Below are 24,534 nucleotides of genomic sequence, written 5' to 3' on the forward strand. Positions count from 1 at the left end.
AGCATGACCATGGTAGACGTAAACCAGTTTCGCAATGCAATGGCGCTGCTCGGCGGCGCCGTATCGGTCATCACAACCGATGGCCCAGCAGGGCGTTTCGGCTTCACCGCATCGGCAGTGTGCAGCGTGACCGACGCACCGCCTACCTTGCTGGTGTGCATGAACCGCGCGTCTTACTCCAACGAGCAATTCAAGGCCAACGGCGCGTTGTGCGTGAACGTGCTGGCCGGCACCCATCAGGAACTGTCGGGGGCGTTTGCCAACCGTAACCTGAGCACGGAAGAACGCTTTGCGACCACCCACTGGACCGTGCTGGAAAGCGGCGCGCCGGTGATGCAGGAGGCGTTGGTGAACTTCGACTGCCGTATTGCCCAGGTGCATGAAGTGGGGTCGCACAGCATTTTCTATTGCGAGATCCAGGATATCCGCCATGGCGGGGCGGACGATGGGCTGGTGTATTTCAACCGGGCCTATCACCGGGTGTGCGAGGACTCTAAAGCCTGCTGAATTTGGGGGCCGCCACGCGGCCCCAGCTTTCACGGTGTCTCGAGGTTGTGAAACACCACTTCCAGCATCCGGTTCAGCCGCTGCACCTGCGCCTCGGTCAGCCCCTTGAAGCTGCGCTGGAACAGCTCCCGGGTCACGTCCTGCATGCGCTCGATGTTCTGCAGGCCGACTTCGGTGATGCGCACCTGGGTCACGCGCCCATCCTCAGGGCTTGGCGCAGTATCGACCAGCCCGTCGTCTTTCATGCGGTAGACGATCTTGGTGATGGTCGAGAGTTTGGCAATGGCATGGGTAGAGATCTCGGAAATACTCGATTCACCGTTCTCGTTGAGGATCCACAGCACGCGCCAGCGCGGCACGTCGAGGTCGATCTTCTTGAGCAGACGCTCCATGTTCTGGGTGTAACGGCCATGCACACGGGCCAGCCAGTAGAAGGGGAAATCCTCCTTGCGAAATTCATCGCTGGCCGGGTCGTGATGGCTGTGGCCTTTGTTTTTCGAGTTGCTCATCGGTTCACTACTTGTGCGGAAATAGTCGCGACATCATAGCCGTTTCCGCGTATTTGGCTACCGCGAAACGGTCGGGAATCACTGGAATATTCAGTTGACATTTCAAGTAATCGGCCCGCATTTTAGCGGCTGGGCCAAGGCCCGGCATCCATTCTTGAAGAGGGCTGCACAACAATGACAATCATAGTAGAAACCCTTGATCTGGGCGGCACCGGCCCCCGGGTCGTGGTCAAGGACACCATCGATGTCGCCGGTACCGCCAGCCGCGCCAGCAGCCAGGCGTTAGAGGACGCGCCGCTGGCCGAGCGCCATGCCGAGGTGGTCAGCCAGTTGCTGGCCGCCGGTGCCCGCCTGACCGGCAAGGTCAGCCTGCACGAGCTGGCGTTTGGCACCACCGGGATCAACCGCTATACCGGCACGGCAGCCAACCCGCGTTTTCCAGGGCGCATTCCCGGTGGCTCGTCCAGCGGTTCGGCCGCTGCGGTGGCGGCGGGCCTGGCAGACTTCAGCCTGGGTACCGACACCGGCGGTTCGGTGCGCGTCCCGGCCTGTTGCTGTGGGGTGTTCGGCCTCAAGCCGACGTTCGGCCGGGTAAGCCGCAAAGGCGTGATGCCAGCGCGCACTAGCCTCGACTGCGTTGGCCCGTTCGCCGCGAGCCTGCCGATGCTGGTGCGTGCCATGAGCATGATCGACCCCACCTTCGTCCCCGCCCAGGTGCCGATCAAGGCGAGCATCGGTGTGTTGCGGGTGACCGCCGAGGCTGCCATCCACAAGGTGGTACACGGGGCGCTGACGGCCAGTGGCTTGCCTTTGGGCAACGTCGAGCTCAAGCATTTTGGCGCTGCCTACGACGCCGGCATGGTGGTGATCAACCGCGAAACATTCGAAGGCTGTGGCCACCTTCTGCAAACCGGCAAGGTCGGCAGCGATATTGCCGGGCGCCTGGCGGCAGCGGGGCAGACCACGGACTCGGCGCTGGCCGAGGCTGAAGAGGTGCGTCGAAGGTTTACCGATGAAGTCGACCAGGCCCTGGCCAGCTTCGACGTCCTGGCCCTGCCGACCCTGCCAGACTTCCCGCTGCGCCTGGAGGATGCTGCCGACACCCGGGCGGTGCTGGGCATGACCTCGCTGGTGCGGCCGTTCAACCTGTCGGGGCACCCGGCGTTGAGCATCCCGCTGGGCAGCGAGGCCGGCTTGCCGGTCGGCCTGCAACTGGTGGCGGCGAAGGGCGCCGACGAAAAAACTGTTGGCGGTGGCCGAGCGCTTGCTGCTGAACCTGTATGCCGGTAACGAGCACTGAGGCCAGCGTAGCCATGACCGATATCCTTGAACTGCAGGCCCGGCTGCTCTGCTTCGAACACCAGCAGGCCATCCGCGTCTGCATGAACCGCTACATGGCGCTGTGCGACCAGTTGGACGCCAGCTCACCGCTCGATGAACTGGCGGGGTTGTTCTGCCGTGAGGCGGTGTGGGAAGGCAAGGGCGCCAAGTACGCCGAAAGCTTTGGCGGCTACCGTGGCCGCGAGGCGATCCGCGCGATGTTTGCCACCTACATGAAGACGCCGGCGCACTTTGCCTTGAATGTGCACTTCCTGACCAGCGAGGTGATCGAGGTGGCCGGTGATGAAGGGCTTGGGCGCTGGGTGATGTTGCAGACCAGTACCTTTGCCGACGGCGCGTCGCACCTGAATGCCGCCCGGTTGACGGTGCGCTTTGCGTTTGAAGAGGGGCGCTGGCGCATGGCGCATTTCCAGACCGAGAACCTGTTCAGCCGGCCGGTTACGGGGTGGAACAGCGAGGCGCCGTTGCCGGTGCCTGAGTAGAGCGTAGGGCCATTGTTGCTGGGGCCGCTTTGCGGCCCCAGCAGTCTCCCGCTCAAAACGTGCTGACGAACACCACCTGCCCATACAGGTTGTCATTGTTGCTGCCCAACTGCGTCCCCCCTTGCTCGGCACTGCGATCCGGCTGATACAACCCCACCAAGGGCACGACCATCAGGTGATCATTGAGGGTCCATTCGGCATAGATATCCAGCTCACGCCCGTCCACATTGCCCAACCTGCGGTCGATGGTATCGAAGTTGAACGCCATCACCCCGAGGTTCAGCGTGGGGCTCGGGCTGACCACCAGGCCTACCTTCTGCACCCGCGCATTGCTATTGAACGGCCCGGCATAGTTGCCCGCCACTTCGCCCTGGAACCACGTCCCCAACCCGCGCCCAAGGCCGTAGAACAAGGTGTCGTACTGCTCTGAAAAGCGGCTGTAGCGGTAGCTCAGGTTCGGCTGCCAGGGCAGGTTGGCGAAGGTCCAGCCTGCTTCCAGATACCAGGCATCCTCGGTGGCGGTGTGGGGCTTGTCCTGTTTGGCGTATTCCCCGGACAGGAACAGGTTGTCTACCCCGGCATTGCCCTGGCCACGCAGGCTGTAGGTTTTCATGCCGTCGCGTTCCAGTTGCTGGGGCGAGGCGTATTGCTCGTCGACATGGGTGGTGGCGATGTAGGTCAGGCCGACCGTGCCAGCGTCCGCCACGTGTTCCAGGGTGGCGACGTGCATTTCGGTGTTGGCCTGGGCGCGGTTGTCCGATTGCAGCCACATCAGGTCGCCGCGCCAGCCGCTGCTGCCACCCAGGCGCAGCACGGCGGTCTTGTCGAAGCTCTTGCGCGCCGCCAGGTAGTAGGCGCCACCCCGGTTGAACTGCCCATCGGCCAGGCCATGGCCAACGTTCAGCGAGTCCCCCTGAAGCAGAAAACCATCGCCCACGGCGACCATCTGTTTGCCGAACGACAGGTCGATACCGTCCTCGCCCAGCAGCGGTACCAGGTTGCCGGACTTCCAGCCCAGGTAGGCATCTTCGATCTTGCTGGTGCGTTCGCTGCCGTCGCTGAAGCCTGCTGCGTCACCGTCCCCCCAGGTCGCCGAGCTGAGCAGGGCAAAGGCGCCATACAACGCCCCCATGCTCCCCAGGCGCTGGTCGGCACTCAAACCATACTTGATGTAGCCCTCTTGCCAGGAGGTAGAGCCGGGTTGGTCACGGCCAATCACGTAGCTTCGTTCGCTGTGGAATGCACCGAACACGGCTTCCACATTGGCGTTCAGGTGACGTTCGGCATCGCTGTACAGCTCGTGCGCGGACGCACCCAGCGAAGCCCCGGCCAGGAGTGCGGCCAAGGTACGGCGGTACGGGCGGTGGTGCATGGTCTGGCTTCCTTTGTCATGGTTTTTGGCAGAAGTTCCGAAGACATGCCAATGATCATGAAGCAAGCCCCGGCACGGGCTTTTGCCCTGGCTGCCAGTTGCCTTTGGCATTGTGCCAAGCTGATGCGAGGGGGTGGGAAAAACGCAGAAGGCCCCGTTGCGGGGCCTTCGTGGGCAGGTAGCGTTACTTGAGGCCGGCGAGGAAGCACGTCACCGACTGGCGCTCGTCGGCATCCGGCAGCCCTGCGTAAGGCATGTAGGTGCCGGGCACCGCGGCTTGTGGCTGCGCGATGAAGGCGCCGATGGCTTGTGCCGTCCAGGCCGCCTGGCGGGTTTTCATGGCCTGGGAGTAATTGGCCCCTGGCACGCTACCGGGGGTGCGGCCCACCACGTCGTGCAGGTTGGGGCCCATCAGGGTCGGGCCATCCTTTTGCGCCGAGTGGCACGCCGCACAGTCGCGCGCGAATACCTGTTCGCCTTGCTGGCGTTGCGGGGCTGCACAGTCTTCGGCCAAGGCCAGCGGGCTGGCCAGGGCGGCAAGCAGGAAGGGCACTATGAGCTTGCTGGATACGACGGTCGACATCACGCACGGTTCCTGGGTAAGGCAGCGCCGGGCTGCTTCTTGTTGGTGTTCGGTTTGATTGTGTGCCAGTGCCGGCCGGCAGGTTTTGTTATGCCTGCCAGGGTGTTTGCTGGGCTTGTCAGTTGCGTGTGGCCCGCCACAGGGGTCAATTGGCGTGACGCTTGCGGTACTCGCCCGGGGTCATGCCAAAGCGGCCCTTGAACGCGGTGCTGAAGTAACTCGAATCGGAAAAGCCCCAGGCATAACCCAGCGACGATACTTTCTGGTCCATCGCCGGGTTGCGCAGGCTTTCGGCGCAGAAGTCGAGGCGGCGGTTACGGATGTACTGGGCGATGACCAAGTCGTGCTTGGCGAAGATGCGGTACAGGCTGCGCATGGAGATGCCCACTTCATGGGCGATGAGTTCAGGGGTCAGCTGCTCGCAGGTGATGCGCTGGTCAATCAGCGACAGGGCCTTGCGGAACATCCGTTGATGGCTGCCGGGCACTGAGTCATGGGTGATGGCCGGGCGCAGCAGGGCGATCAGCGCATCGAGCACGGCCTGGCTTTCGTTGTTGGCCATGTGTTGGGTGCGGCCGGCCTCGAGCATCATCTGCCGGGCCATGCTGGCCAATGGGGTTTGCGCTTCGATGCGTTTTGCGCAGGCCACGCTCACGCCGCGGGTACCGCTCTGCACCTGGGGGCGCGGCAGGATCAGTGACAGTTGCCGTGAGCGTTGGTGGAAGTGCATGTCCAGTGGGGCGCTGGCGTCGATCAGGGTCAGGTCGCCGGGCCGCAGCTCGATGCGGGCATCCTGGTGTTCGATATGCGAGGTGCCGGCCATCTGCAGCACGGCGTAGTAGTTGTCGGCGCCGCTGGCGCGAATCTCCCGGGCGCTGCGGAACAGGTGGACGTGGGTCATGTCGACGATGCTCATGGAAATCTGGCCTACCTGGCACTTTTCGAGCTGGCCGACGAAGCCTGCGTCGAGCTTGCGGGCGTTGAAGTGGCCGCAGGCTTCGTTGACCTGGCTGAGCCAGGCCTGGAAGTGATCGTCGCAAACACGGGTCGCTGGTGTCATGGGTGGCCTCGCACGGTAAGACGTGGAACGGGTCGCTTGGGCGAACTCTTGGATGGGGGGTAAAGCATTACAATTCACTTGAAATTTCAAGCAAAAAACGGGCCTGGGATTTGAGGGGGTGGAGGAGTTAATCTGCTAATTATTTGTTTTTTAATGAATTTAATTTTTAGGGGATGAGGGTGGCGGGAGGGGGTGGAGGATCTTCTTGGGTGGGATGCGTCGGGAGGTATCAATTTCGGGGCAGGGGTGTTTCTAGATGTTGCAGTCGAAGTGCATGGCTGGGGATTTTCAGCGCCTATGAGATCGAGCGCCGCCCGCGCGGCGCATCGCGACGCAAGGCCGCTCCAACATTTGTTTCGGGCCAGTGAGGCCAGTGGCATTGGCGCGCGACCGCCTTGTTTGTACGACGCGATATTGAGGCGGGCACCAAGGGGCCGCGCGCCAATCCCTCAGGCATAATTGGCCCGAAACAGATGTAGGAGCGGCCTTGCGTCGCGATGCGCCGCGCGGGCGGCGCTCGATCTCACAGGCGCTAAAAGCGTCATGGCGAACCCCCACCAAAACAACCACAATTCAGCGCCCAAGCCCATCCCCAATAACAATCCCCTCAGCCCGCATCGCGTCAATCAACCCGCCCCGCACATCGGGCAGGTTGAGCATGCTGCTCTGGCGCACCCGGCGCACCTCTTCGCCGCTGTACGGTGGCCATTGCTCGGGTGAACTGTTGCCAGCCATCCCGTCCCGCGCCAGTAGCCAGTTCAGCAAATCGGCTATCTGCTGATCGTTGAGCGCCGACTGTGAAATCCCCGGCACCCGCACCAGAAACTCGCGCCCACCCGGTACCCTCAGAAAGTTGCCGACAAACCCCTGCATGCGCGGCGTGTCGTTGGCCGCCGAGCCCTCGCCGTGGTCCCGGTGGCAGCCGGCGCACTGCAACTGGTAGTTCACCGGCACCGAGTACCCGGCTTGGGCAATCGGCACCGGTGGCACCTCGTTACCCTGTGCCGGGCGCTGGTTGGGGTTGGGCAGGGTCCTGGCCTGGGCGACGGGCGCCAGTAGGCACAGGAGCAGCAACGCCGTCAGACCCTTCACGGCGCTATACCGCCACGCCGCGGATGATGGTCACGGTGCAGTTGTAGATCTTCGACTCCGCACCCAGGCACCAGTTGATGTCGTTGTTGTTGAAGGGCCGATACAACGGCTGTTCATCGTCGTTGCGCGAGCAGGCGCACTGGCCGCAGGCGTGCTTACCGCAGCAATCGTTGTACGAGATGATGTAGTTCTTGCCGTCGGCCGGGTTGCGGCAGGTGCCGATCCAGGTCACCAGCGAGGCATCGGTGCCGGGCGGGCAGGAAGTAATCGAGCCGCCGCAGCACGAGCACAGAAAGCCGTCGATCGAGCAGTTGCGCCAGTAGTCGCAGCTGGTCGGGTCGCCAGGGTCACCCATCTTCGGTTGCTCGGCGGCCAGCGCCTTGGCGGTGCGGTCGATCGGCAGCAGCACCGGTAGCGCCGCGCCCGCGACAATCAGCGAACCCAGGCGCGCCAACACCTTGCGCCGTGAGGTGGTGTCGGCAACGTGGCGGCTGGAGCGTTCAAACAGTTTGTCGAGAAAACTCATGGTGTGCTCCGCGATCAGTGCTGCGCGCTGTGTGGGTGGGCGTGGTCGTGGCCATGCGCGTGGTTACCGTGCAGGTACTGCTGCAGGCTGGCGCTGCCCAGGTGCACGGCCTCGAACAGGCTGTCCAGGTGCTCGCGGGAGTTGACCAGGCCCTTGGCGCGCAGGGTGCCGGCCTGGTCGATCAACACGGCGTAGGGCAGCTTGCCGATCTGGTAGGTCATGCCGATCTCGGGGCCGACCACGTAGGTGGCCTGCTGCAAATCGTTGGCTTCGATCAGCGCTTGCTGTTCGGCGAAATCACCGTCGCTGACATAGATCACGTCCAGCGCGCCGTTGTTGTCCTTGGCGATCGACTTGATCGCCGGCAGCAGCGATTTGCACACCGGGCAGCCAGGGGCAAGGAAGAACAGCAACTGCGAACGCTCGCCGTGGTAGCCGATGTTCACCGGGCGGCCGTGGCGGTCGGCGGCGGTCACCTGTGGGGCGGGGTCGTTGACGGTTACGCCTTTGTCCACCATCAGCGCCCCGGCCGGGGCGATACGGCCATGCAGCACGCCGATCTGGCGCACCAGGGCCATGACCGTGAAGGCCACTGCAATCAGCAGCAGCCAGAGCAGAATGTTCGATGCGATGAGCAGTTGCATGGGTTATCTCCCCGTCAATTTGGCAAGACGCGGCTGGTTGGCCAGCAGGCCATCCACCGCGACATGAAGCAGCAGCGCCACGGCACTTGCCGCGATCACCACGAAAATATCCAGGCCACCGAGTGCGCGCTCTGCCATGGGCAATGCCGCCAGGCCGGCCAGCACGGTGATCACCAGGTTGCGCAGCAACAACACCGGGCGCAGGGGCTGGGTGGCGCCGGGGCCTGAACAGCCGCAATCGATGTCGCGGCGCCCGCGCCAGAGGTTGACGCCGATGGCGCCGGCATACAGCGCCATCAGCAGGGCTACCCCCAGCGCTGCGCTGGCGCGCCAGGCGGGCAATAGCAGGGCCAGCGCCAGGGCCAGCTCAGCCAGCGCCAGGCTTGCCGTGGCAGCGGGGGCCAGGGGCGAGGGCAGCACCTGGTAGGCGCGCACGATGGCGCTGAAGGCGCGCCGGTCGCGCAGCTTGTGGCTGGCGGCGCTGGCCAGCAGCGCCGCCAGGGCTGTGCTGCTGGCAATCACGAGGACAGGGTCGAGCATGATCGGGTCTCCTGTTTACCAAGGGGCGAAGGTAAGCACTGGTGTGTCGGCGATCTGGTCCATGGCACCGCTGTGCTTGCCTGTGGTCAGGTCGAAGAACTGCACGCCGCCTTCCAGGTCGGTGGCCACCAGGATGGGCGCCTGGTCATGGCTTGCCTGCAGGCTCCAGACCGGCTTGGGTGAGTCGAGGGTGCCGAGTTTTTTTGCCGGTCTTCAGGTCGAAGGCCCAGATGGTGGTACTCGGGTCTTCCCATTTGCCATCGGTGTGCTGGTCATGCATCAGCGCATACAAGCGGTTCAGGCCCGGCGCCAGGGCCAGGGCTTGCCAGCCACCCGGTGCCCAGCCTTGCTGGCGCTCCTGGTCACTGACCAGCGACCAGGTGGGCTGCGGCTTGGCCTTGCCCCCTTCGAAGCTCACCGGGTACACCTCGCCGTGGGTGGTGGTGAAGTAGTAGGTGTCGCCATTGGCGATGGCGCGCTCGTTCAGGCGGACCTTGTTCGGGTCGAAGAAGGGCGTCTGGGTGCGCGAGACCTCTTTGCCTTCGTCATCCAGCGTCACCACCAATAGCTGGCCGTCACCGCACAGCGAGGCGAAGCTGCGTTTGCCGACCGGGTAGTTGAGCACGCAGCCGCTGATGGCGACTTCGCTGGCGACCTTGTGCGTCTGGGTATTGACCACGGTCACCGAGGTCGACGGCGTGAGGTTGAAGACGTAGGCCAGCTTGCTGTCGGCGCTGACGCCCATGGCGTACTTCTCAGTGAGCGTCGAGGCGCGCTTGGTGGGCAGCACCACTTCCCATTGCGGGCGCAGGGTCTGGGTGTCCCAGGCCACCAGCACGTCGGTGCGCTCGCCGTAGGTACCGCGCGAGTAGAACAGGTTGGCCGAGTACAGGGTGCGGTTGTCCGGACTCAGCGCGGTGGGGGCGACAAAGGCGTTGGTGGTCATGCCGAGCATGCGTTTGGCCTTGGGGTCGACCACCACCACCTTGCCGGCGATCGGGTTCTTGAAGTCCACATCGAGGATGTACACACGGTGTGGGTCCGGCGGGAACGGCAGGCTGTTCTGGCCGATCTCTTCGGCGGGCAGGTCGGCCCGCACCGCGCTTGTGCTCGCGGCCAGGGCCAAGGCCAAGGCTGCCGAGATGCTAAGCCTGTCTACGCGACGCATTGGCTATCTCCGATGTTGTTATGGGTTATGCAGAAATCGCAGTGATCGCAGTGTGCCGCCTGGGCCGTGGTGGTGATTTGGCCAGCGTGACATTCTCTTGAGGCTCCCTGACAAAACGCCCTTCGGGGCTGGCAGGCGGGTGGGCAAGGGCCTGAAGATCGGCCCGCACCTACTTTTGCGCTGCCCTCCAGGAGTCATCTCATGAGCGATATCCAGCTGTTACCTGCCGTGGTCGAGTTCCTCGCCAGGCCCCACGGCCATTTCATCGATGGCCAGTACCTGGCGGGTGAAGCGGGACCTTCGGTCGACATTCACGACCCGTCAAGCGGCGCCGTCATCAGCCGTGTCGCCGAGGTCAGCGAGGCGGAAGTGGCGCGTGCAGTGCTCAGCGCTCGGCAAGCCTTCAAGGGCAGTTGGGCGCAGGTTTCGCCTTATCAGAAAGGCGTGGTGCTCAACCGCCTGGCCGACCTGATCGAGGCCAATACCGAGGAGCTGGCTCAGCTGGAGACCCTGTGCTCGGGCAAGTCGATCAACCTCTCGCGCGGGTTGGAGATCGCTCAAAGTGTAGTTTTCCTGCGTTACTTCGCGGGTTGGGCAAGCAAGATCACCGGCCAGACCATGACCCCGTCGCTGCCGTCATTCGGCGGCGAGCGCTATACCGCCTTCACCTTGCGCGAGCCGGTAGGTGTGGTGGCAGGCATCGTGCCGTGGAATTTTTCGGTGATGATCGGCATCTGGAAAATCGCCTCGGCCCTGGTGACCGGTTGCACCATTGTGGTCAAGCCCAGCGAATTCACGCCGCTGACGCTGCTGCGCATCGCTGAGCTAGCGGTAGAAGCGGGGGTGCCGGCGGGTGCGTTCAACGTGGTCAACGGGCGCGGGCAGGCGGGCCAGTGGTTGATCGAGCATCCGCAGGTGGCCAAGGTGGCATTCACCGGGTCGGTGCCGACCGGTATCGCCGTGGGCAAGGCCGCAATGGCGGCCAACCTGACCCGCGCCACGCTGGAGCTGGGCGGCAAGAACCCGGCAGCGTTGTTGGCCGATGTGGATGTGGACAGTGCTGTGGCGGGCATCCTGCAAACGGCCTTTGTGCACCAGGGCCAGGTGTGTGCGTCACCGGAGCGGGTGTATGTGCACCGCAGCAAGGTCGAGGCCTTCACCCGCAAGCTGGGGGAGGCACTGGGGCAGTTGAAGATAGGTTCGGCACTGGACCCCGAGGCCCAGTTTGGCCCCCTGGCCAATGCTGCGCACCGTGAGAAGATTCTTGGCTTCTTCGCGCGTGCGCGTGCCAGCAATACGGTGATCTGCGGGGCGAGAGCGCTCGATCGGCCGGGCTATTTCGTCGAGCCCACGGTGGTGCTGGCGAACGATGCCAACGACCCGTTGCTGCGCGAGGAAACCTTCGGCCCGATCGTCTGTGTGCTGCCGTTCGATGACGAGGAGCAGCTGCTGGCGTTGATGAACGATAGCCCCTATGGCTTGACCGCGAGCCTGTGGACCAATGACCTGTCCAAGGCGCTGCGGTTGATTCCGCAGATCGAGGCGGGCACGGTCTGGGTCAACATGCACACCTTCCTCGACCCTGCGGTGCCGTTTGGTGGGACCAAGGCATCTGGGGTCGGGCGCGAGTTTGGCAGTGCGTTCATCGAGGATTACACCGAGCTCAAGTCGGTGATGATCAGGTATTGATCAATGTTCAGGGAGGATTGCGGTTTGTTCGTCGGGAGATAGAGGGGAGGCGGCTAGTTGCTTGTCTTGGGTTTGGCCTCTTCGCGGGTACTGGCAACGCACCTCTCAGATCGACAGCCGCATCACCCGGTTATCCAGCGCCTGCTGCGCCTGGTCACGCCGCTTGTTCACCATCAATTCCCCAATCGCAATCAGCCGGGTTCGTGTGATGTTGCGCGACAACCACCTCTAACTATGCGGCACCGCCTTGCTCGCCACATTCCCCGCATACTCCGGTTTCAGATGCCCCTGCTCATCCAGCAGGTAGGCATCCATCACCTCACGCACCACGGGCCCCGCCACGCGCCCGCCCGCTTCACCATTCTCGATCATGACTGCCACCACCACACTCGGGTGATCAGCCGGGGCAAAGCCGACGAACAGGGCGTTGTCGCGGTGCCGCTCCAGGGTCTTGTTGCGGTTGTAGCGCTCGCCCTGCTTGATCGCCACCACCTGCGCCGTGCCGCTCTTGCCGGCGATGCGGTACTGAGCGCCGGCCGCCGAAGCGCGGGCGATGCCGCGTGGGTCGTGCATGACCATCTGCATGCCCTGGCTGACCTGGTCCCAGGCGTGCTTGTCGTGCAGCACGATGTCGGGCATGGGGTTGGGGTCGACCGGCGTCTCGCCGCCCACGGTCATGGCCAGGTGCGGGCGGTGCCACACGCCCTTGCTCGCCAGCAGGCTGGTGGCCTGGGCCAACTGCAGCGGGGTGACCTGCATGTAGCCCTGGCCGATACCCAAAATCAACGTCTCGCCGGGGAACCAGGCCTGGCGCCGCGTGGCACGCTTCCACTCGGCGGACGGCATCAGCCCGGACGCTTCTTCGAACATGTCCAGCGACACCTTCTGCCCCAGGCCGAACTCGGCCATGTAATCGTGCAGGCGCTCGATCCCCAGCTTGTGCGCCAGGTCATAGAAGTAGGTGTCGTTGGACCGCATGATTGCGGTGTACATGTCCACCCAGCCGTCGCCGCTGCGGTTCCAGTTGCGGTACTTGTGCGCGTAGTTGGGCAGTTCGTAGTAGCCCGGGTCGAACACCCGGCTGCCAGGTGTGATCACGCCGCTGTCGAGGCCGGCGATGGCCACTTCCGGTTTTACCGTCGAACCCGGCGCATACAGGCCGCGCAATACGCGGTTGAACAGCGGGCGGTCGATCGAGTCGCGCAGGGCGGCGTACTGCTTGAAGCTGATGCCCTTGACGAACAGGTTGGGGTCGAAGCTTGGGTTGCTGACCATCGCCAGCACGTCGCCGTTGGCCGGGTCCAGTACCACCACCGAGCCGCGTCGATCGCCCAGGGCCTTTTCGGCGGCCAGTTGCAGGTGGGCATCCAGGCTCAGGATGATGTCCTTGCCGGGGGTCGGTGCCTTGTGGTTGAGCACACGCATGACCCGGCCCTGGGCGTTGGTCTCGACTTCTTCGTAGCCCACCTGGCCGTGCAACTGGCCTTCGTAGAAGTGCTCGATGCCGGTCTTGCCGATCGACTGGGTGCCCCGGTACTCGGTGCTGTCGAGGGTCTTGGCTTCTCTTTCGTTGATGCGCCCGACATACCCCACCGAATGGGCGAAATGCTCGGCCAGGGGGTATTCGCGAATGAACTGCGGCTCTACATCAAGGCCTGGCAGGCGGAACTGGTTGACCGCAATCAGGGCGATCTGTTCTTCGTTCAGGCCGACCAGCAGGGTGACCGGCTCAAACGGTTTGCGGCCGCGGCGCAGGTCCTTTTCGAACTGTTTACGGTCATCCTCGGTCAGGCTCAGGACCTGCGCCAGGGTATCGAGCACCTTGGCCGAATCGCCTGCCCGTTCACGGGTCATGGTCAGGTCGAAACTGGGTTTGTTGTCTGCCAGCACCACGCCGTTGCGATCGTAGATCAGCCCGCGCTCGGGGGCGATGGGCAGCACGTGCACGCGGTTGTTTTCCGACACGGCGCTTTGCTGGTCATGCTGCACGACCTGAAGCACATAGAGGCGGCCCACCAGGACCGCGACCAGGCTGAAGACCAGGGCAGCGCAGGCCAGTAGCCGGCGATTGACCAGGTGCTTTTCCTTTTCGTGGTCCTTGAGGGGGATGGGTTGGGGCATGGGGAACTCTGAGGGGTAGCGGTGTGGCCGGGCAGCGGCCCCAGGGCCGGCGATGCTACGCAACGCGTCCTTTTCCCTCAAGGCAGGCAGGCGTTGGCGGGGGCTGGCGATCGGCCGTTGGCCCCCGTGATCAGGGTGCTTACGGGCAACATGAAGATTTGTTCATGGCTGCGCTCGTTGGCGTGATGAATGGCTCGCAGAAAGGTACTTTGTGGATCCATAAAAACAGGTGTGCGGTAAACGAACGGAAAAACTAAAAATTGCTAAATTCATAACTAATTGAAAATGCTGATAAAAACAGTAAATATTTTTTGGTGAATGCCAATTTCTGTGCCATGTGGTGGTTTAGCCAAAATTCACCATATTGTCTATGGATCCATTATCTGGTTGATTAGCGCCTGACGACGGCCAGAGCCCTCCGGCCGTGCGCGACAACAATTACAAGAAGGGTCCAGTCATGAATGGCTTATCACGGGCGTGGAACCGTCACGGTTTCTGCTGCTCGCCTTGCGTGTGCACGTCTTCTCTCTCGTCTGTGGTCAGCATCGGCCGGCAGGTGACCCCATGAACACCGACCTCAAGCAGCGTCTGGACAATGACCCGATGGGCCGATTCCAGTGCGTGGCCATTGGTATCTGCATCGTGCTGAACATGATCGATGGCTTCGATGTGCTGGTGATGGCCTTCACGGCGGCTTCGGTTTCTGCAGAGTGGGGCCTGAGCGGGGCGCAGGTGGGGCTGTTGCTCAGCGCCGGCCTGTTCGGCATGGCGGCCGGGTCGCTGTTCATCGCGCCGTGGGCCGACCGTTTCGGCCGCCGCCCGCTGATTCTGTTCTGCCTTGCGCTCTCCGGTATTGGCATGCTGCTCTCGGCCTTGAGCCAGAGCCCGTTGCAACTGGCGCTGCTGCGCGGCCTGACCGGGCTTGGCATCGGCGGCATTCTGGCGAGCAGCAATGTGATTGCCAGCGAATATGCCAGCAAACGCTGGCGCGGCCTGGCGGTGAGCCTGCAGTCCACCGGTTATGCCTTGGGCGCCACGCTTGGCGGCTTGCTGGCGGTATGGTTGCTGGGCCATTGGGGCTGGCGCTCGGTGTTTCTGTTCGGTGGCATCGTCACCGTGCTGGTGATCCCCCTGGTGCTGTTGTGGCTGCCGGAATCGCTGGACTTCTTGTTGGCGCGTCGCCCGCGTAATGCCCTGGCGCGGGTCAACCGCCTGGCGGCCAAACTGGGGCAGCCGGCACTGTCAGCATTGCCGGCGCCACAGCTCAAGGTGCCAGGCGCTGCCACCGGGTTCAGGCAGTTGCTGACACCCGACATGCGCCGCACCACCCTGGTGATCTGGTTGCTGTTCTTCCTGGTGATGTTCGGGTTCTATTTCGTCATGAGCTGGACACCAAAACTGCTGGTTGCCGCAGGCCTGTCGGCGCAGCAGGGCATCACCGGCGGGGTGCTGCTGAGCGTTGGCGGCATCCTCGGGGCGGCGCTGATTGGTGGCTTGTCGTCGCGCTGGCCACTGAGCCGCGTGTTGTCGATGTTCATGCTGATCACCGCCGGGCTGCTGGTGCTGTTCGTGGCGAGCGGTTCATCGGTCAGCGCAGCGCTGGCGCTGGGGCTGCTGATCGGGCTGTTCTCCAACGGCTGCGTGGCGGGGCTGTATGCCCTGTCGCCGGTGGTTTATGACGCTTCAGTGCGCGCCACCGGGGTGGGCTGGGGCATCGGCATCGGCCGGATCGGCGCCATCCTGTCGCCGACCGTGGCCGGCGTGTTGCTCGATGGGGGCTGGCAACCGCTGCACCTGTACGGGGTGTTCGCCATTGTCTTCGTACTGGCCGCAGGTTGCCTGCTGTTGCTCCGGCCAGCGGCAAGGCCGGCGCAGCCCGCCCTGGTCGACGCCTAGGCCTGGCCATCGATGATCGCCTCGGCGACCGTCGCGCAAAACCATTGCAGGGCGGCAGAGTTGTCGCTGTTGGGGTGCCAGTTCAGGGAGACATCGAACGCGGCCACCTGGAAGGGCAATTCGAGCATCTTCAAGCCGCCGTCCTGCATGAACAGCCTGGCGATCTGGGCCGGCAATACCGCCAGCAGGTCGGTGCCGGGAATGATCTTGGGCAGCACCGAGAAGTGCGGCACGTGCAGGCTGATGCGGCGCTGCACCTGCATGCTGTTCAGCACATCCTCGACGCTGCCGTGGCCGGTGGTGCGGGTGACGGTGATGTGGCGCTCGGCAACGAACTGCTCAAGGCTGAGGCTGTCGCCGATGCGCGGGTGGGCGCTGCTCAGCAGGCAGACGTAGCGCTCGTGCATCAGCACCTGGCTGCGGGTGCCGGGCACGGGTGGGCGGCAAATCGCAGCGTCGATCTTGCCACTGGCCAGCCACTCGCCCACCTGGTCGACCTGCAAGGGCAGCACTTCGACCTCGGCCTGCGGTGCCTCGCGGTTCAGGCGCGCCAGAATCAGCGGTAAAAAGCCCATTTCGCCAAGGTCGGAGAGGGCGATGCGAAACCTGCGCTCGGTGCTGGCAGGGTCGAACTGGCGGGTGCTCTGCACGGCGCTTTCGATGCGCGTCAGTGCATCGCGCAGCGTCGCGTACAGCTGGTCGGCAACGAACGTCGGCTGGATGCCGTCACGGGTGCGGCTGAACAGGGCGTCGTCGAACAGCTCGCGCAGGCGCGCCAGGCCATAGCTCACCGAAGGTTGGGTGACGAACAAACGCTCGGCGGCGAGGGTGACGCTGCGGGCTTCGTAAAGGGTGACGAAGGTGCGGATCAGGTTGAGGTCAATGTGGCTCATGGGCACTCGCGTCGTGCGTGGTCATATAGATCAGTTTTATTTTTGTCAAAGATAGTATCGATTTGATCAATTTGGTAGCGGCTGCAAAAGTAATCCAAATTCTAAAAACGAGCTGCAAGGGTCTTTATGAAAACTGTTCACAGCGCCGCCTACGACATCCTCCGCCAGCATGGCCTGACCACGATGTTTGGTAACCCTGGCTCCAACGAGCTGCCGTTTCTCAAGGGCTTCCCAGAAGATTTTCGCTATGTCCTGGGCCTGCATGAAGGGGCGGTAGTGGGCATGGCCGACGGCTATGCGCTTGCCAGCGGCCAGCCGACGTTCGTCAACCTGCATGCCGCCGCCGGCACCGGCAATGGCATGGGCGCACTGACCAACGCCTGGTACTCCCACAGCCCGCTGGTGATCACCGCCGGCCAGCAGGTACGCAGCATGATCGGCGTGGAGGCCATGCTGGCCAATGTGGACGCGGCGCAGTTGCCCAAGCCGCTGGTCAAGTGGAGCCACGAACCGGCCTCGGCGCAGGATGTGCCGCGTGCCCTCAGCCAGGCGATCCATGCTGCCAGCCTGCCGCCACGCGGCCCTGTGTATGTATCGATCCCTTATGACGACTGGGCCTGCGAAGCACCGAAGGGCGTCGAGCATCTGGCCCGTCGGCAGGTAGCCAGTGCCGGGCTGGCTTCGCCGGCACAGGTGCAGGGGCTGTGCGAGCGCTTGTCGGCGGCGCGCAACCCCGTGCTGGTACTGGGGCCGGATGTCGATGGCTGCGGGGCCAACGGCCTGGCGGTGCAACTGGCGGAAAAGCTGCGCATGACCGCCTGGGTGGCGCCGTCGGCCTCACGTTGCCCGTTCCCGACGCGGCATGCGTGTTTCCGTGGGGTACTGCCGGCTTCGATCGCGGGCATCAGCCGCTGCCTGGCGGAGCACGACCTCATCCTGGTGGTGGGGGCACCGGTGTTTCGCTATCACCAATATGCACCGGGCGACTACCTGCCTGCCGACTGCCAGCTGCTGCACCTGACCTGCGACCCTGGCGAGGCCGCGCGCGCTCCGATGGGTGATGCCCTGGTCGCGGATATCGCGCTGACACTTGAAGCCCTGGTGGCGGGCGTGACGCCGAGCGAGCGGCCCATGCCGGTGGCCTTGCCGCAGCCGGAGCCGGTGGCCGACGACGGCGGGCTGCTGCACCCGGAAACGGTCTTCGAGCTGATCGACCGCCTGGCCCCCGCCAACGCGATCTACGTCAAGGAGTCCACCTCCACGGTCGGTGCCTTCTGGCGGCGTGTTGCAATGCGTGAGCCGGGCAGCTACTTCTTCCCGGCCGCAGGGGGCTTGGGTTTCGGCCTGCCAGCGGCGGTCGGCGTGCAGCTGGCATCCCCCGAGCGGCGCGTCATCGGCATCATCGGCGACGGCTCGGCGAACTACGGCATCACCGCGCTGTGGACGGCTGCGCAGTACAACATCCCGGTAGTGTTCATCATTCTGAAGAACGGCACCTATGGGGCGCTGCGCTGGTTTGCCGATGTGCTGAACGTGAGCGATGCGCCAGGGCTGGACGTGCCAGGCCTGGACTTTTGCGCCATCGCCCAGGGGTACGGCGTGCAGGCTGTGCAGGCGCAAACCGGTGCCGAGTTCGCCCGTGCGTTCAGCGCGGCCCTGGCGGGTAACCGCCCCGTGCTGATCGAGGTACCGACCCAGACCATTGCTCCCTGAAGCATCGGGCAACCGCCGCGCCTGGCGCGAAACACAACAACAATAAAAAACCGAGGTGGCTATGAAGACGACTTCCGTCAGTGAAGTGATCGATGCTGCACCCTTTAATCGCACCCACCTGCTGATACTGCTGTGGGGCTGTTTCATCATGCTGTTCGACGGCTATGACATGGTGATCTACGGCTCGGTGGTGCCGCGCCTGATGCAAGAGTGGCAACTCAGTGCAATCGAAGCCGGCACACTGGGCAGTTGTGCACTGTTCGGCATGTTGTTCGGCGGCACCTTGCTGGCGCCGCTGGCTGACCGTTATGGGCGGCGCAAGCTGATTATCCTGACCACCTTGCTGGCCAGTTGCGCCGCCTTCATGACCGGGCATGCGAGCACCCCGCTGCAGCTCGGCGCATGCCGCCTGGTGACGGGGTTGGCGCTGGGGGCGCTGGTGCCGAGCGCAGTGAACCTGATCAGCGAATTCGCCCCCCAGGGGCGGCGCAGCACCATGATCACCGTGATGTCCAGCTTCTACTCGGTGGGTGCGGTGCTGTCGGCCCTGCTGGCGATCGTGGTGATCCCGCAGTGGGGCTGGCAGGCAGTGTTCTACGTGGCCGTGCTGCCAGTGCTGGCGGTGCCGTTCATGCTGCGGTACTTGCCTGAGTCGGCGGCGTTTCTTGAGCTCAAGGGCCGCCGTGACGAGCTTGATCGGCTGCTGGTCAAGGTCGACCCGGCGTTTCGCCCAGGTACCGAGCTGCGCCTGCAGGGCGCCGGCCAGCCGGTGCGCACGGCGCGCGTGGCGCAGTTGTTCGGCAAGGGCCAGGCATTGGCAACCTTGCTGCTGTGGGTGGCCTTCGCCATGTGCATGCTGATGAGCTACGGCCTCAACACCTGGTTGCCCAAGTTGATGGCGCAGGGTGGCTATCCGCTGGGCTCGAGCCTTGCGTTTCTGGTGACGCTGAACATCGGCGCCACGCTGGGTGCGCTGTTCGGCGGCTGGCTGGCCGACCGGCTTGGGGTGCAGCGCACCCTGGCGCTGTTCTTCGTGCTGGCCGCCCTGTCGCTGGCGGCATTGGGCCTGCAGCCTGGCCCTGTGCTGCTGAACCTGCTGTTGCTGGTTGCCGGGGCCACCACCATCGGCACCCTGGCAGTCATCCACGCCTATGCCTCGATTGCCTACCCCGCGCACATCCGCTCCACCGGCGTCGGCTGGGCCGCCGGCATCGGCCGCCTGGGTGCGATTGCAGGGCCGATGCTCGGTGGCAGCCTGCTGTCCATGCAGTTGCCGTTGCAGCAGAACTTCCTGGCTTTCGCCTTGCCGGGGGTGATCGGTGCGCTGGCCATCGTCTGCATCCACGTGCGTGCACCGCAACCGGCCGACGCGCCGGAAGCGGCCAACAAACCTACGTTTTGACCAAGGAGCCTTTCATGTCTGATACCTGCCCGCGTTACCGTGACCTTCACCTGCAGCCGATTGCCGGCCAATGGCGCGCCGGCGCTGCCGGCAAGACCCTGAACGTGCACAACCCGTTCGACGACGCCTTGTTGCTGCAGATTCCACAGGCCAACCGTGATGACCTGGATGCGGCCTACCGCGCTGCCGCCCAGGCCCAGCCGCAATGGGCGGGCCTGGGGCCTGGGGCGCGGGCGGCCGTGCTGCATGAGGTGGTGGCGGTGTTTGACCGTCGCCGCGAAGAGATCGTCGAGTGGATCATTCGCGAGTCCGGCAGCACCCGGCTCAAGGCGCAACTGGAATGGGGCGCGGCGCGGGCGATTGCGCTGGAGGCTGCGTCGTTTCCGTCGCGGGTACACGGGCGTATCGTCGACTCCAACGTGCCGGGCAAGGAAAGCCGTGTGTACCGCAGCGCCTTGGGCGTGGTCGGGGTCATCAGCCCGTGGAACTTCCCTTTGCACCTGACCCAACGCTCGATTGCCCCCGCCCTGGCGCTGGGCAATGCCGTGGTGGTCAAGCCCGCCAGCGATACGCCGGTGTGCGGCGGTTTGCTGCTGGCGCGCATCTTCGAAGAAGCCGGGCTGCCGGCGGGCGTACTCAGCGTGGTGGTCGGTGCAGGCAGTGAAATCGGCGATGCGTTTGTCGAGCATGAGCTGCCCTCGTTGATCACCTTTACCGGTTCCACCCCAGTGGGGCGCGGCATCGGCCGTATCGCCAGCGGTGGCCAGCACCTCAAGCATGTTGCGCTGGAACTGGGCGGCAATAGCCCGTTCGTGGTGCTGGACGATGCCGATCTCGACCAGGCGGTGAACGCTGCCGTGTTCGGCAAGTTCCTGCATCAGGGGCAGATCTGCATGGCGGTGAACCGGATCATTATCGATGACAGCCTTTACGACGCGTTTGCCGAGCGTTTCGTCGCACGCGTCAAAGCGCTGGTGGTGGGGGACCCGAATTTGCCGGCAACGGTGATCGGCCCGGTGATCAACGCCCGGCAACTGCAGGGCCTGCAAGAGAAAATCAGCCTGGCCCGGGCTGAGGGCGCCGAGCCGTTGTACGAGGGTGGGGTGACCGGCAACCTGCTGGCGCCGCATGTGTATGGCGAAGTCACGGTCGACATGGACCTGGCCCGCAATGAAATCTTCGGCCCCCTGGTCGGCCTGTTGCGTGCGCGCGATGAAGCCCATGCCTTGGCGCTGGCCAACGCCAGCGAGTTCGGGCTTTCCAGCGCGGTGTTCAGCCGCAACCTGGAGCGTGCCGTGCGCTTTGCCCGCCAGGTGCGTGCGGGCATGACGCACATCAACGATATCCCGGTGAACGATGAGGCCAATGCGCCGTTCGGGGGCGAGAAAAACTCGGGGCTCGGGCGCTTCAACGGTGACTGGGCGATCGATGAGTTCACCCGCGATCACTGGGTCAGCGTGCAGCACACGCCGCGCGCGTACCCCTTCTGATGCACTGAACCCCTGAGTGCTGCCCGGCCCGGCCGGGCACCCCAGCAGCCACCCGATGACGGGCGCCGAGCCGCCCGCTGGGGCCGGCTGCGTCCATGAAAAGCGGAGAACAATAATAATGATCGACACGTCTTGCACCCTGGCCCGTACGGCCGTTGCTGTTTCGCTGGTGTCAGGCCTGAGCCTGCCTGCCTGGGCCGAGGAGGGCGGCTTCTTGGAAGATGCCAAGGCTGGGCTGACGCTGCGCAACTACTACTTCAACCGGGATTTTCGCGATTCGGGTGCGGCCAAGAGCAAGGTCGACGAGTGGGCCCAGGGCTTCATTCTGAAGTTCACCTCCGGCTATACCCCTGGCCTGGTCGGCGTCGGCCTGGATGGCATTGCCCTGTTCGGCATGAAGCTGGACAGCAGCCGCGATGCCAGTGGCTCCGAGTTGCTGCCGGTGCACGATGACGGGCGTGCGGCAGACAACTATGGGCGGGCCGGGCTGGCGGCCAAGCTGCGCATTTCGGCAACTGAGCTGAAGGTGGGCGAGCTGATGCCCGACATCCCGCTGTTGCGCTACGACGATGGCCGCTTGCTGCCGCAGACCTTTCGCGGGGCGATGCTCGACTCGCGCGAGATAGAAGGCCTGAGCCTGCAGGCTGGCCAGTACCGTGAGGTGAGCCTGCGCAACTCGTCCAACATGCAGGACTTGTCGGCCTGGGCGGCGCCGGGGGTGATGGCTGACGGGTTCAATTACGCCGGTGCCGAGTACCGTTTCAACCAGCAGCGCACGCTGGTCGGGGCCTGGCATTCGCAGCTCGAAGACATCTACCAGCAAAGCTACTTCAACCTGCTGCACACGCAGCCGCTGGGTAACTGGACGCTGGCGGCCAACCTGGGTTATTTCATCGACAAGGAAGACGGCCAGGCGCGCATTGGCGATATCCAGAGCCGCACGGCGTATGGCTTGGTGTCGGCTTCGCACAGCGGGCACACGGTGTACCTGGGGTTGCAGAAGGTCAGCGGCGACAGCCAGTGGATGTCGGTATATGGCAGCAGTGGCCGGACCTTGGGCAACGATATGTTCAATGGCAACTTCAGCAACGCCGACGAGCGATCCTGGCAGGTGCGTTATGACTACAACTTTGCCGCGATGGGCGTGCCAGGGTTGTTGGCGATGGTGCGCTATGGGCACGGCGAGAATGCCACCACGGGGGCGGGCAGCAATGGCAAGGAGTGGGAGCGTGACACCGAGGTGAACTACACCTTCCAGAGTGGCACCTTGAAGAACCTCAACATTCGGTTGAACAACGCCAGCAACCGGCGCAGCTTCAGTGGTGACTTCGACCAGACGCGGTTGATCGTGAGTTATCCGTTTTCGTTGTGACCGCTGGGGGCGCTGTGCGCCCCTTTCCGGCCTTGCCGGTGTGCCGAACCTGCACGAGCACGTCGAAGAGACAGTGTTCCGGGCCGCAGGTTTAGGCTCAATGAGAGTTGCGAAACCCCTGATGACTCAGGTTAAATGAGAGTCATTATTAAAGACGCCCTTGCCGGTTCACTCCATGTCCTGCGCTGACCCCTCCCTGCAAAAAACCGTGCACACGCTCTACGCCGAGCACCATCCCTGGTTGTGTGGGTGGCTGCGCAACAAGCTCGGTTGTGTCGAGCATGCCGCAGACCTGGCCCAGGACACCTTCATCCGCGTGCTGACCCTGCGCAAGGCGGCCGAGCTGCGTGAGCCACGGGCCTACCTGAGCAGTATCGCGCGCAGCCTGATGATCGACATGTTCCGGCGTCGGGCCGTTGAACAGGCCTACCTGGAAACGCTGGCCGCCCGCCCCGAGCAGTTCGAGGTTTCGCCCGAAGCGCGCACGTTGATCATCGAAGCGTTGCTGGAGATCGATCGCCTGCTCGACGGCCTGGGCGCCCGCACCCGTGAAATCTTCCTGATGGCGCAACTCGATGGCCTGAGTTATGTCGAGATCGGGCGGCGGCTGGACGTTTCGGTCACCACCGTCAAGAAGCACGCCGTGCGTGCGCTGACCCATTGCCTGATGCTGGCCGAGGACTGAACCGTGGCAGAGGCTCAGCCCCTGGACCGGCGTGTGCTCGAAGCCGCTGCGCGCTGGTATGTCGAGTTGCGTTGCGATGCGGATGACAGCACGCGCGCGGCGCACCAGCGCTGGTTGCACAGCCATCCATTGCACCTGCAGGCCTGGGAACGCCTGGCGCGCTTGCAGGGCACGTTCGAACAGGTGGCACCGGGCATCGCCCGCCCGACCCTGAGCACTGCCAGGGCCAAGCGCCGCGAGGTGCTCAAGGTGATGTCGATCGTGCTGGCGGCGGGCGGTGCAGGGGGGCTGGCCTGGAACGAGGGGGGCGTTGCGCGGTTGATGGCCGACCAGCGCACAGGGGTTGGCGAGCGCCGTTCGCTGCGCTTGCAGGATGGCAGCCGCTTGCAGTTGAACACGGCCACGGCGGTGGATATCCGCTACAGCGCCCAATGGCGAGCATTGCACCTGTTGGGCGGTGAGATAGCGGTGGAAACTGCCCGCGACGAGCAGGCCCGAGCGTTCATCGTGCATACCGATCAAGGCAGCATCCGTGCCCTGGGCACACGGTTCACCGTGCGCAGCGATGCCGACAGCACTCGGGTCTGTGTGCTGGAGCATGCCGTGGAGGTGCGCAGCGCGCATGCGTTGGCCGCAACGCGCGTCGAGGCCGGCCAGCAACTGAGTTTTCGCGCCGATGGCGTAGGGCTGGTGCAGCCCGCCACCGCGCTGCCTGACGCCTGGACCCGCGACATGCTGCTGGTGGATGACTGGCGCCTTGGCGATGTGGTCAGCGAATTGCAACGCTATCGGCCTGGGCACCTGGGGTGTGATGAGGCGGTCAGTGAGCTGCGGCTGTCTGGGGCTTTTCATTTGGGCAATATCGACACTGTGCTGGATAACCTCACGACTACCTTGCCGGTGCGTGTTCGTCGGTTCAGCCGGTATTGGGCGCGTGTTGAGTCGGTTTGAGGGGGAGGGTATTGAGGGGGTGCCATGTGTTTGCCACGGCATTTTCAGCGCCTATGAGATCGAGCGCCGCCCGCGCGGCGCATCGCGACGCAAGGCCGCTCCTACATTTGTTTCGGGCCAGTGAGGCCAGTGGCATTTGCGCGCGACCGCCTTGTTTGTACGACGCGATATTGAGGGGGCACCAAGGGGCCGCGCGCCAATCCCCCAGGAATAATTGGCCCGAAACAAATGTAGGAGCGGCCTTGCGTCGCGATGCGCCGCGCGGGCGGCGCTCGATCTCATAGGCGCCGAAAATGCCGAGCCTGGCACCTGCGGCGCTCGATCTCACAGGCGCTGAAAATGCCGTGGCAAACACAGGGTCGCCTTTACCCATCTCCCAACCCGAAAATCGCAGCCAAGCCCCATTCCATAAACGCGCCCTTTTTTACATCAGGGGGGTTACCGATTCCGATTCTCATTCGACTTGTAAGTAGAGGCGCCTCAGACGCCATAAAAACT

20 protein-coding genes and 3 pseudogenes are annotated in these 24,534 nt (G+C 64.1%); 11 read left to right on the plus strand and 12 right to left on the minus strand.

Annotated features, from left to right (window positions below; all coding sequences use genetic code 11):
* The first annotated feature begins 9 nt into the window (after positions 1-9).
* Positions 10-507 (plus strand): flavin reductase, encoded by a 498-nt coding sequence (locus LOY26_RS10105; protein WP_033698724.1) that lies wholly within the window; start codon positions 10-12, stop codon positions 505-507.
* Between the two features lie 29 nt (positions 508-536).
* On the opposite strand, the gene LOY26_RS10110 is transcribed toward LOY26_RS10105, so the two are convergent.
* The gene (locus LOY26_RS10110) at positions 537-1,016 is read right to left on the minus strand and encodes a MarR family winged helix-turn-helix transcriptional regulator (RefSeq protein ID WP_033698723.1); all 480 of its coding nucleotides are present in this window, start codon (positions 1,014-1,016) and stop codon (positions 537-539) included.
* Between the two features lie 174 nt (positions 1,017-1,190).
* Here LOY26_RS10110 and LOY26_RS10115 point away from each other — a divergent pair.
* Both LOY26_RS10115 and LOY26_RS10120 read left to right on the plus strand, forming a co-directional pair.
* Positions 1,191-2,316, plus strand: a pseudogene (locus LOY26_RS10115) (amidase).
* Between the two features lie 13 nt (positions 2,317-2,329).
* Positions 2,330-2,839, plus strand: a complete 510-nt coding sequence (locus LOY26_RS10120) for a nuclear transport factor 2 family protein (RefSeq protein WP_186666537.1) — start codon at positions 2,330-2,332, stop codon at positions 2,837-2,839.
* A 52-nt stretch (positions 2,840-2,891) separates the two neighbouring features.
* On the opposite strand, the gene LOY26_RS10125 is transcribed toward LOY26_RS10120, so the two are convergent.
* The 8 genes and pseudogenes from LOY26_RS10125 to LOY26_RS10160 all read right to left on the minus strand — a co-directional run bounded on the left by LOY26_RS10125 (position 2,892) and on the right by LOY26_RS10160 (position 9,824).
* Complete coding sequence (locus LOY26_RS10125; RefSeq protein WP_186666539.1) at positions 2,892-4,211, minus strand: hypothetical protein; 1,320 nt, start codon at positions 4,209-4,211, stop codon at positions 2,892-2,894.
* 184 nt (positions 4,212-4,395) lie between these two features.
* Entirely contained in the window at positions 4,396-4,794 is a 399-nt protein-coding gene (locus tag LOY26_RS10130) for a cytochrome c family protein (RefSeq protein WP_258714672.1), read from the minus strand.
* 145 nt (positions 4,795-4,939) lie between these two features.
* Positions 4,940-5,854, minus strand: coding sequence for a transcriptional regulator FeaR (feaR, locus tag LOY26_RS10135; protein WP_258714673.1), 915 nt, complete (start codon positions 5,852-5,854; stop codon positions 4,940-4,942).
* A 573-nt stretch (positions 5,855-6,427) separates the two neighbouring features.
* A complete protein-coding gene (locus LOY26_RS10140; protein WP_033698713.1) occupies positions 6,428-6,946 on the minus strand; it encodes a cytochrome c in 519 nt (172 codons plus the stop codon).
* Between the two features lie 4 nt (positions 6,947-6,950).
* Positions 6,951-7,472 (minus strand): methylamine dehydrogenase light chain, encoded by a 522-nt coding sequence (locus tag LOY26_RS10145; RefSeq protein ID WP_027595339.1) that lies wholly within the window; start codon positions 7,470-7,472, stop codon positions 6,951-6,953.
* A gap of 14 nt (positions 7,473-7,486) precedes the next feature.
* Entirely contained in the window at positions 7,487-8,116 is a 630-nt protein-coding gene (mauD, locus tag LOY26_RS10150; RefSeq protein ID WP_186666462.1) for a methylamine dehydrogenase accessory protein MauD, read from the minus strand.
* A 3-nt stretch (positions 8,117-8,119) separates the two neighbouring features.
* The gene (locus LOY26_RS10155; protein ID WP_258714674.1) at positions 8,120-8,656 is read right to left on the minus strand and encodes a MauE/DoxX family redox-associated membrane protein; all 537 of its coding nucleotides are present in this window, start codon (positions 8,654-8,656) and stop codon (positions 8,120-8,122) included.
* 15 nt (positions 8,657-8,671) lie between these two features.
* A pseudogene (locus LOY26_RS10160) lies at positions 8,672-9,824 on the minus strand (amine dehydrogenase large subunit).
* Positions 9,825-10,025: 201 nt separating this feature from the next.
* Here LOY26_RS10160 and LOY26_RS10165 point away from each other — a divergent pair.
* Positions 10,026-11,513, plus strand: a complete 1,488-nt coding sequence (locus LOY26_RS10165) for an aldehyde dehydrogenase family protein (RefSeq protein ID WP_258714675.1) — start codon at positions 10,026-10,028, stop codon at positions 11,511-11,513.
* 105 nt (positions 11,514-11,618) lie between these two features.
* Here LOY26_RS10165 and LOY26_RS10170 read toward each other — a convergent pair.
* Positions 11,619-11,735 (minus strand): annotated as a pseudogene (locus tag LOY26_RS10170) (sigma-54-dependent Fis family transcriptional regulator); the annotation flags it as partial.
* 6 nt (positions 11,736-11,741) lie between these two features.
* The gene (gene mrdA, locus LOY26_RS10175; protein WP_258714676.1) at positions 11,742-13,634 is read right to left on the minus strand and encodes a penicillin-binding protein 2; all 1,893 of its coding nucleotides are present in this window, start codon (positions 13,632-13,634) and stop codon (positions 11,742-11,744) included.
* Positions 13,635-14,198: 564 nt separating this feature from the next.
* Between mrdA and LOY26_RS10180 the strand changes: the two genes are divergently transcribed.
* A complete protein-coding gene (locus LOY26_RS10180) occupies positions 14,199-15,530 on the plus strand; it encodes an MFS transporter (RefSeq protein ID WP_258714677.1) in 1,332 nt (443 codons plus the stop codon).
* Here LOY26_RS10180 and LOY26_RS10185 read toward each other — a convergent pair.
* A complete protein-coding gene (locus tag LOY26_RS10185; RefSeq protein ID WP_186659959.1) occupies positions 15,527-16,423 on the minus strand; it encodes a LysR family transcriptional regulator in 897 nt (298 codons plus the stop codon). The two genes, LOY26_RS10180 and LOY26_RS10185, sit on opposite strands and share 4 nt — an antisense overlap.
* 126 nt (positions 16,424-16,549) lie before the next feature.
* On the opposite strand from LOY26_RS10185, the gene mdlC reads away from it, so the two are divergent.
* The 6 genes from mdlC to LOY26_RS10215 all read left to right on the plus strand — a co-directional run bounded on the left by mdlC (position 16,550) and on the right by LOY26_RS10215 (position 24,036).
* A complete protein-coding gene (gene mdlC / locus LOY26_RS10190) occupies positions 16,550-18,136 on the plus strand; it encodes a benzoylformate decarboxylase (RefSeq protein WP_186659961.1) in 1,587 nt (528 codons plus the stop codon).
* A 61-nt stretch (positions 18,137-18,197) separates the two neighbouring features.
* Positions 18,198-19,538 (plus strand): aromatic acid/H+ symport family MFS transporter, encoded by a 1,341-nt coding sequence (locus LOY26_RS10195; protein ID WP_258714678.1) that lies wholly within the window; start codon positions 18,198-18,200, stop codon positions 19,536-19,538.
* Between the two features lie 14 nt (positions 19,539-19,552).
* Positions 19,553-21,028 carry an aldehyde dehydrogenase family protein gene (locus LOY26_RS10200; protein ID WP_258714679.1) on the plus strand — a complete coding sequence of 492 codons (1,476 nt, stop codon included), beginning with the start codon at positions 19,553-19,555 and terminating at the stop codon, positions 21,026-21,028.
* 118 nt (positions 21,029-21,146) lie between these two features.
* Positions 21,147-22,400, plus strand: coding sequence for an OprD family porin (locus LOY26_RS10205; protein WP_186666485.1), 1,254 nt, complete (start codon positions 21,147-21,149; stop codon positions 22,398-22,400).
* Positions 22,401-22,575: 175 nt separating this feature from the next.
* Positions 22,576-23,085 carry a sigma-70 family RNA polymerase sigma factor gene (locus LOY26_RS10210; protein ID WP_033697249.1) on the plus strand — a complete coding sequence of 170 codons (510 nt, stop codon included), beginning with the start codon at positions 22,576-22,578 and terminating at the stop codon, positions 23,083-23,085.
* Between the two features lie 3 nt (positions 23,086-23,088).
* The gene (locus tag LOY26_RS10215; RefSeq protein ID WP_186659970.1) at positions 23,089-24,036 is read left to right on the plus strand and encodes a FecR domain-containing protein; all 948 of its coding nucleotides are present in this window, start codon (positions 23,089-23,091) and stop codon (positions 24,034-24,036) included.
* The last annotated feature ends 498 nt before the right edge of the window (positions 24,037-24,534 follow it).

Source organism: Pseudomonas sp. B21-047, assembly GCF_024748775.1.
GTDB classification, from domain to species: domain Bacteria; phylum Pseudomonadota; class Gammaproteobacteria; order Pseudomonadales; family Pseudomonadaceae; genus Aquipseudomonas; species Aquipseudomonas capeferrum.

What these genes read in the sequence shown, in the direction of transcription:
- LOY26_RS10105 (WP_033698724.1), top strand. Translation starts at nt 10, where the DNA reads ATGGTAGACGTAAACCAGTTTCGCAATGCAATGGCGCTGCTCGGCGGC.
- LOY26_RS10110 (WP_033698723.1), bottom strand. Translation starts at nt 1,016, where the DNA reads ATGAGCAACTCGAAAAACAAAGGCCACAGCCATCACGACCCGGCCAGC.
- LOY26_RS10120 (WP_186666537.1), top strand. Translation starts at nt 2,330, where the DNA reads ATGACCGATATCCTTGAACTGCAGGCCCGGCTGCTCTGCTTCGAACAC.
- LOY26_RS10125 (WP_186666539.1), bottom strand. Translation starts at nt 4,211, where the DNA reads ATGCACCACCGCCCGTACCGCCGTACCTTGGCCGCACTCCTGGCCGGG.
- LOY26_RS10130 (WP_258714672.1), bottom strand. Translation starts at nt 4,794, where the DNA reads ATGTCGACCGTCGTATCCAGCAAGCTCATAGTGCCCTTCCTGCTTGCC.
- feaR (WP_258714673.1), bottom strand. Translation starts at nt 5,854, where the DNA reads ATGACACCAGCGACCCGTGTTTGCGACGATCACTTCCAGGCCTGGCTC.
- LOY26_RS10145 (WP_027595339.1), bottom strand. Translation starts at nt 7,472, where the DNA reads ATGAGTTTTCTCGACAAACTGTTTGAACGCTCCAGCCGCCACGTTGCC.
- mauD (WP_186666462.1), bottom strand. Translation starts at nt 8,116, where the DNA reads ATGCAACTGCTCATCGCATCGAACATTCTGCTCTGGCTGCTGCTGATT.
- LOY26_RS10155 (WP_258714674.1), bottom strand. Translation starts at nt 8,656, where the DNA reads ATGCTCGACCCTGTCCTCGTGATTGCCAGCAGCACAGCCCTGGCGGCG.
- LOY26_RS10165 (WP_258714675.1), top strand. Translation starts at nt 10,026, where the DNA reads ATGAGCGATATCCAGCTGTTACCTGCCGTGGTCGAGTTCCTCGCCAGG.
- mrdA (WP_258714676.1), bottom strand. Translation starts at nt 13,634, where the DNA reads ATGCCCCAACCCATCCCCCTCAAGGACCACGAAAAGGAAAAGCACCTG.
- LOY26_RS10180 (WP_258714677.1), top strand. Translation starts at nt 14,199, where the DNA reads ATGAACACCGACCTCAAGCAGCGTCTGGACAATGACCCGATGGGCCGA.
- LOY26_RS10185 (WP_186659959.1), bottom strand. Translation starts at nt 16,423, where the DNA reads ATGAGCCACATTGACCTCAACCTGATCCGCACCTTCGTCACCCTTTAC.
- mdlC (WP_186659961.1), top strand. Translation starts at nt 16,550, where the DNA reads ATGAAAACTGTTCACAGCGCCGCCTACGACATCCTCCGCCAGCATGGC.
- LOY26_RS10195 (WP_258714678.1), top strand. Translation starts at nt 18,198, where the DNA reads ATGAAGACGACTTCCGTCAGTGAAGTGATCGATGCTGCACCCTTTAAT.
- LOY26_RS10200 (WP_258714679.1), top strand. Translation starts at nt 19,553, where the DNA reads ATGTCTGATACCTGCCCGCGTTACCGTGACCTTCACCTGCAGCCGATT.
- LOY26_RS10205 (WP_186666485.1), top strand. Translation starts at nt 21,147, where the DNA reads ATGATCGACACGTCTTGCACCCTGGCCCGTACGGCCGTTGCTGTTTCG.
- LOY26_RS10210 (WP_033697249.1), top strand. Translation starts at nt 22,576, where the DNA reads ATGTCCTGCGCTGACCCCTCCCTGCAAAAAACCGTGCACACGCTCTAC.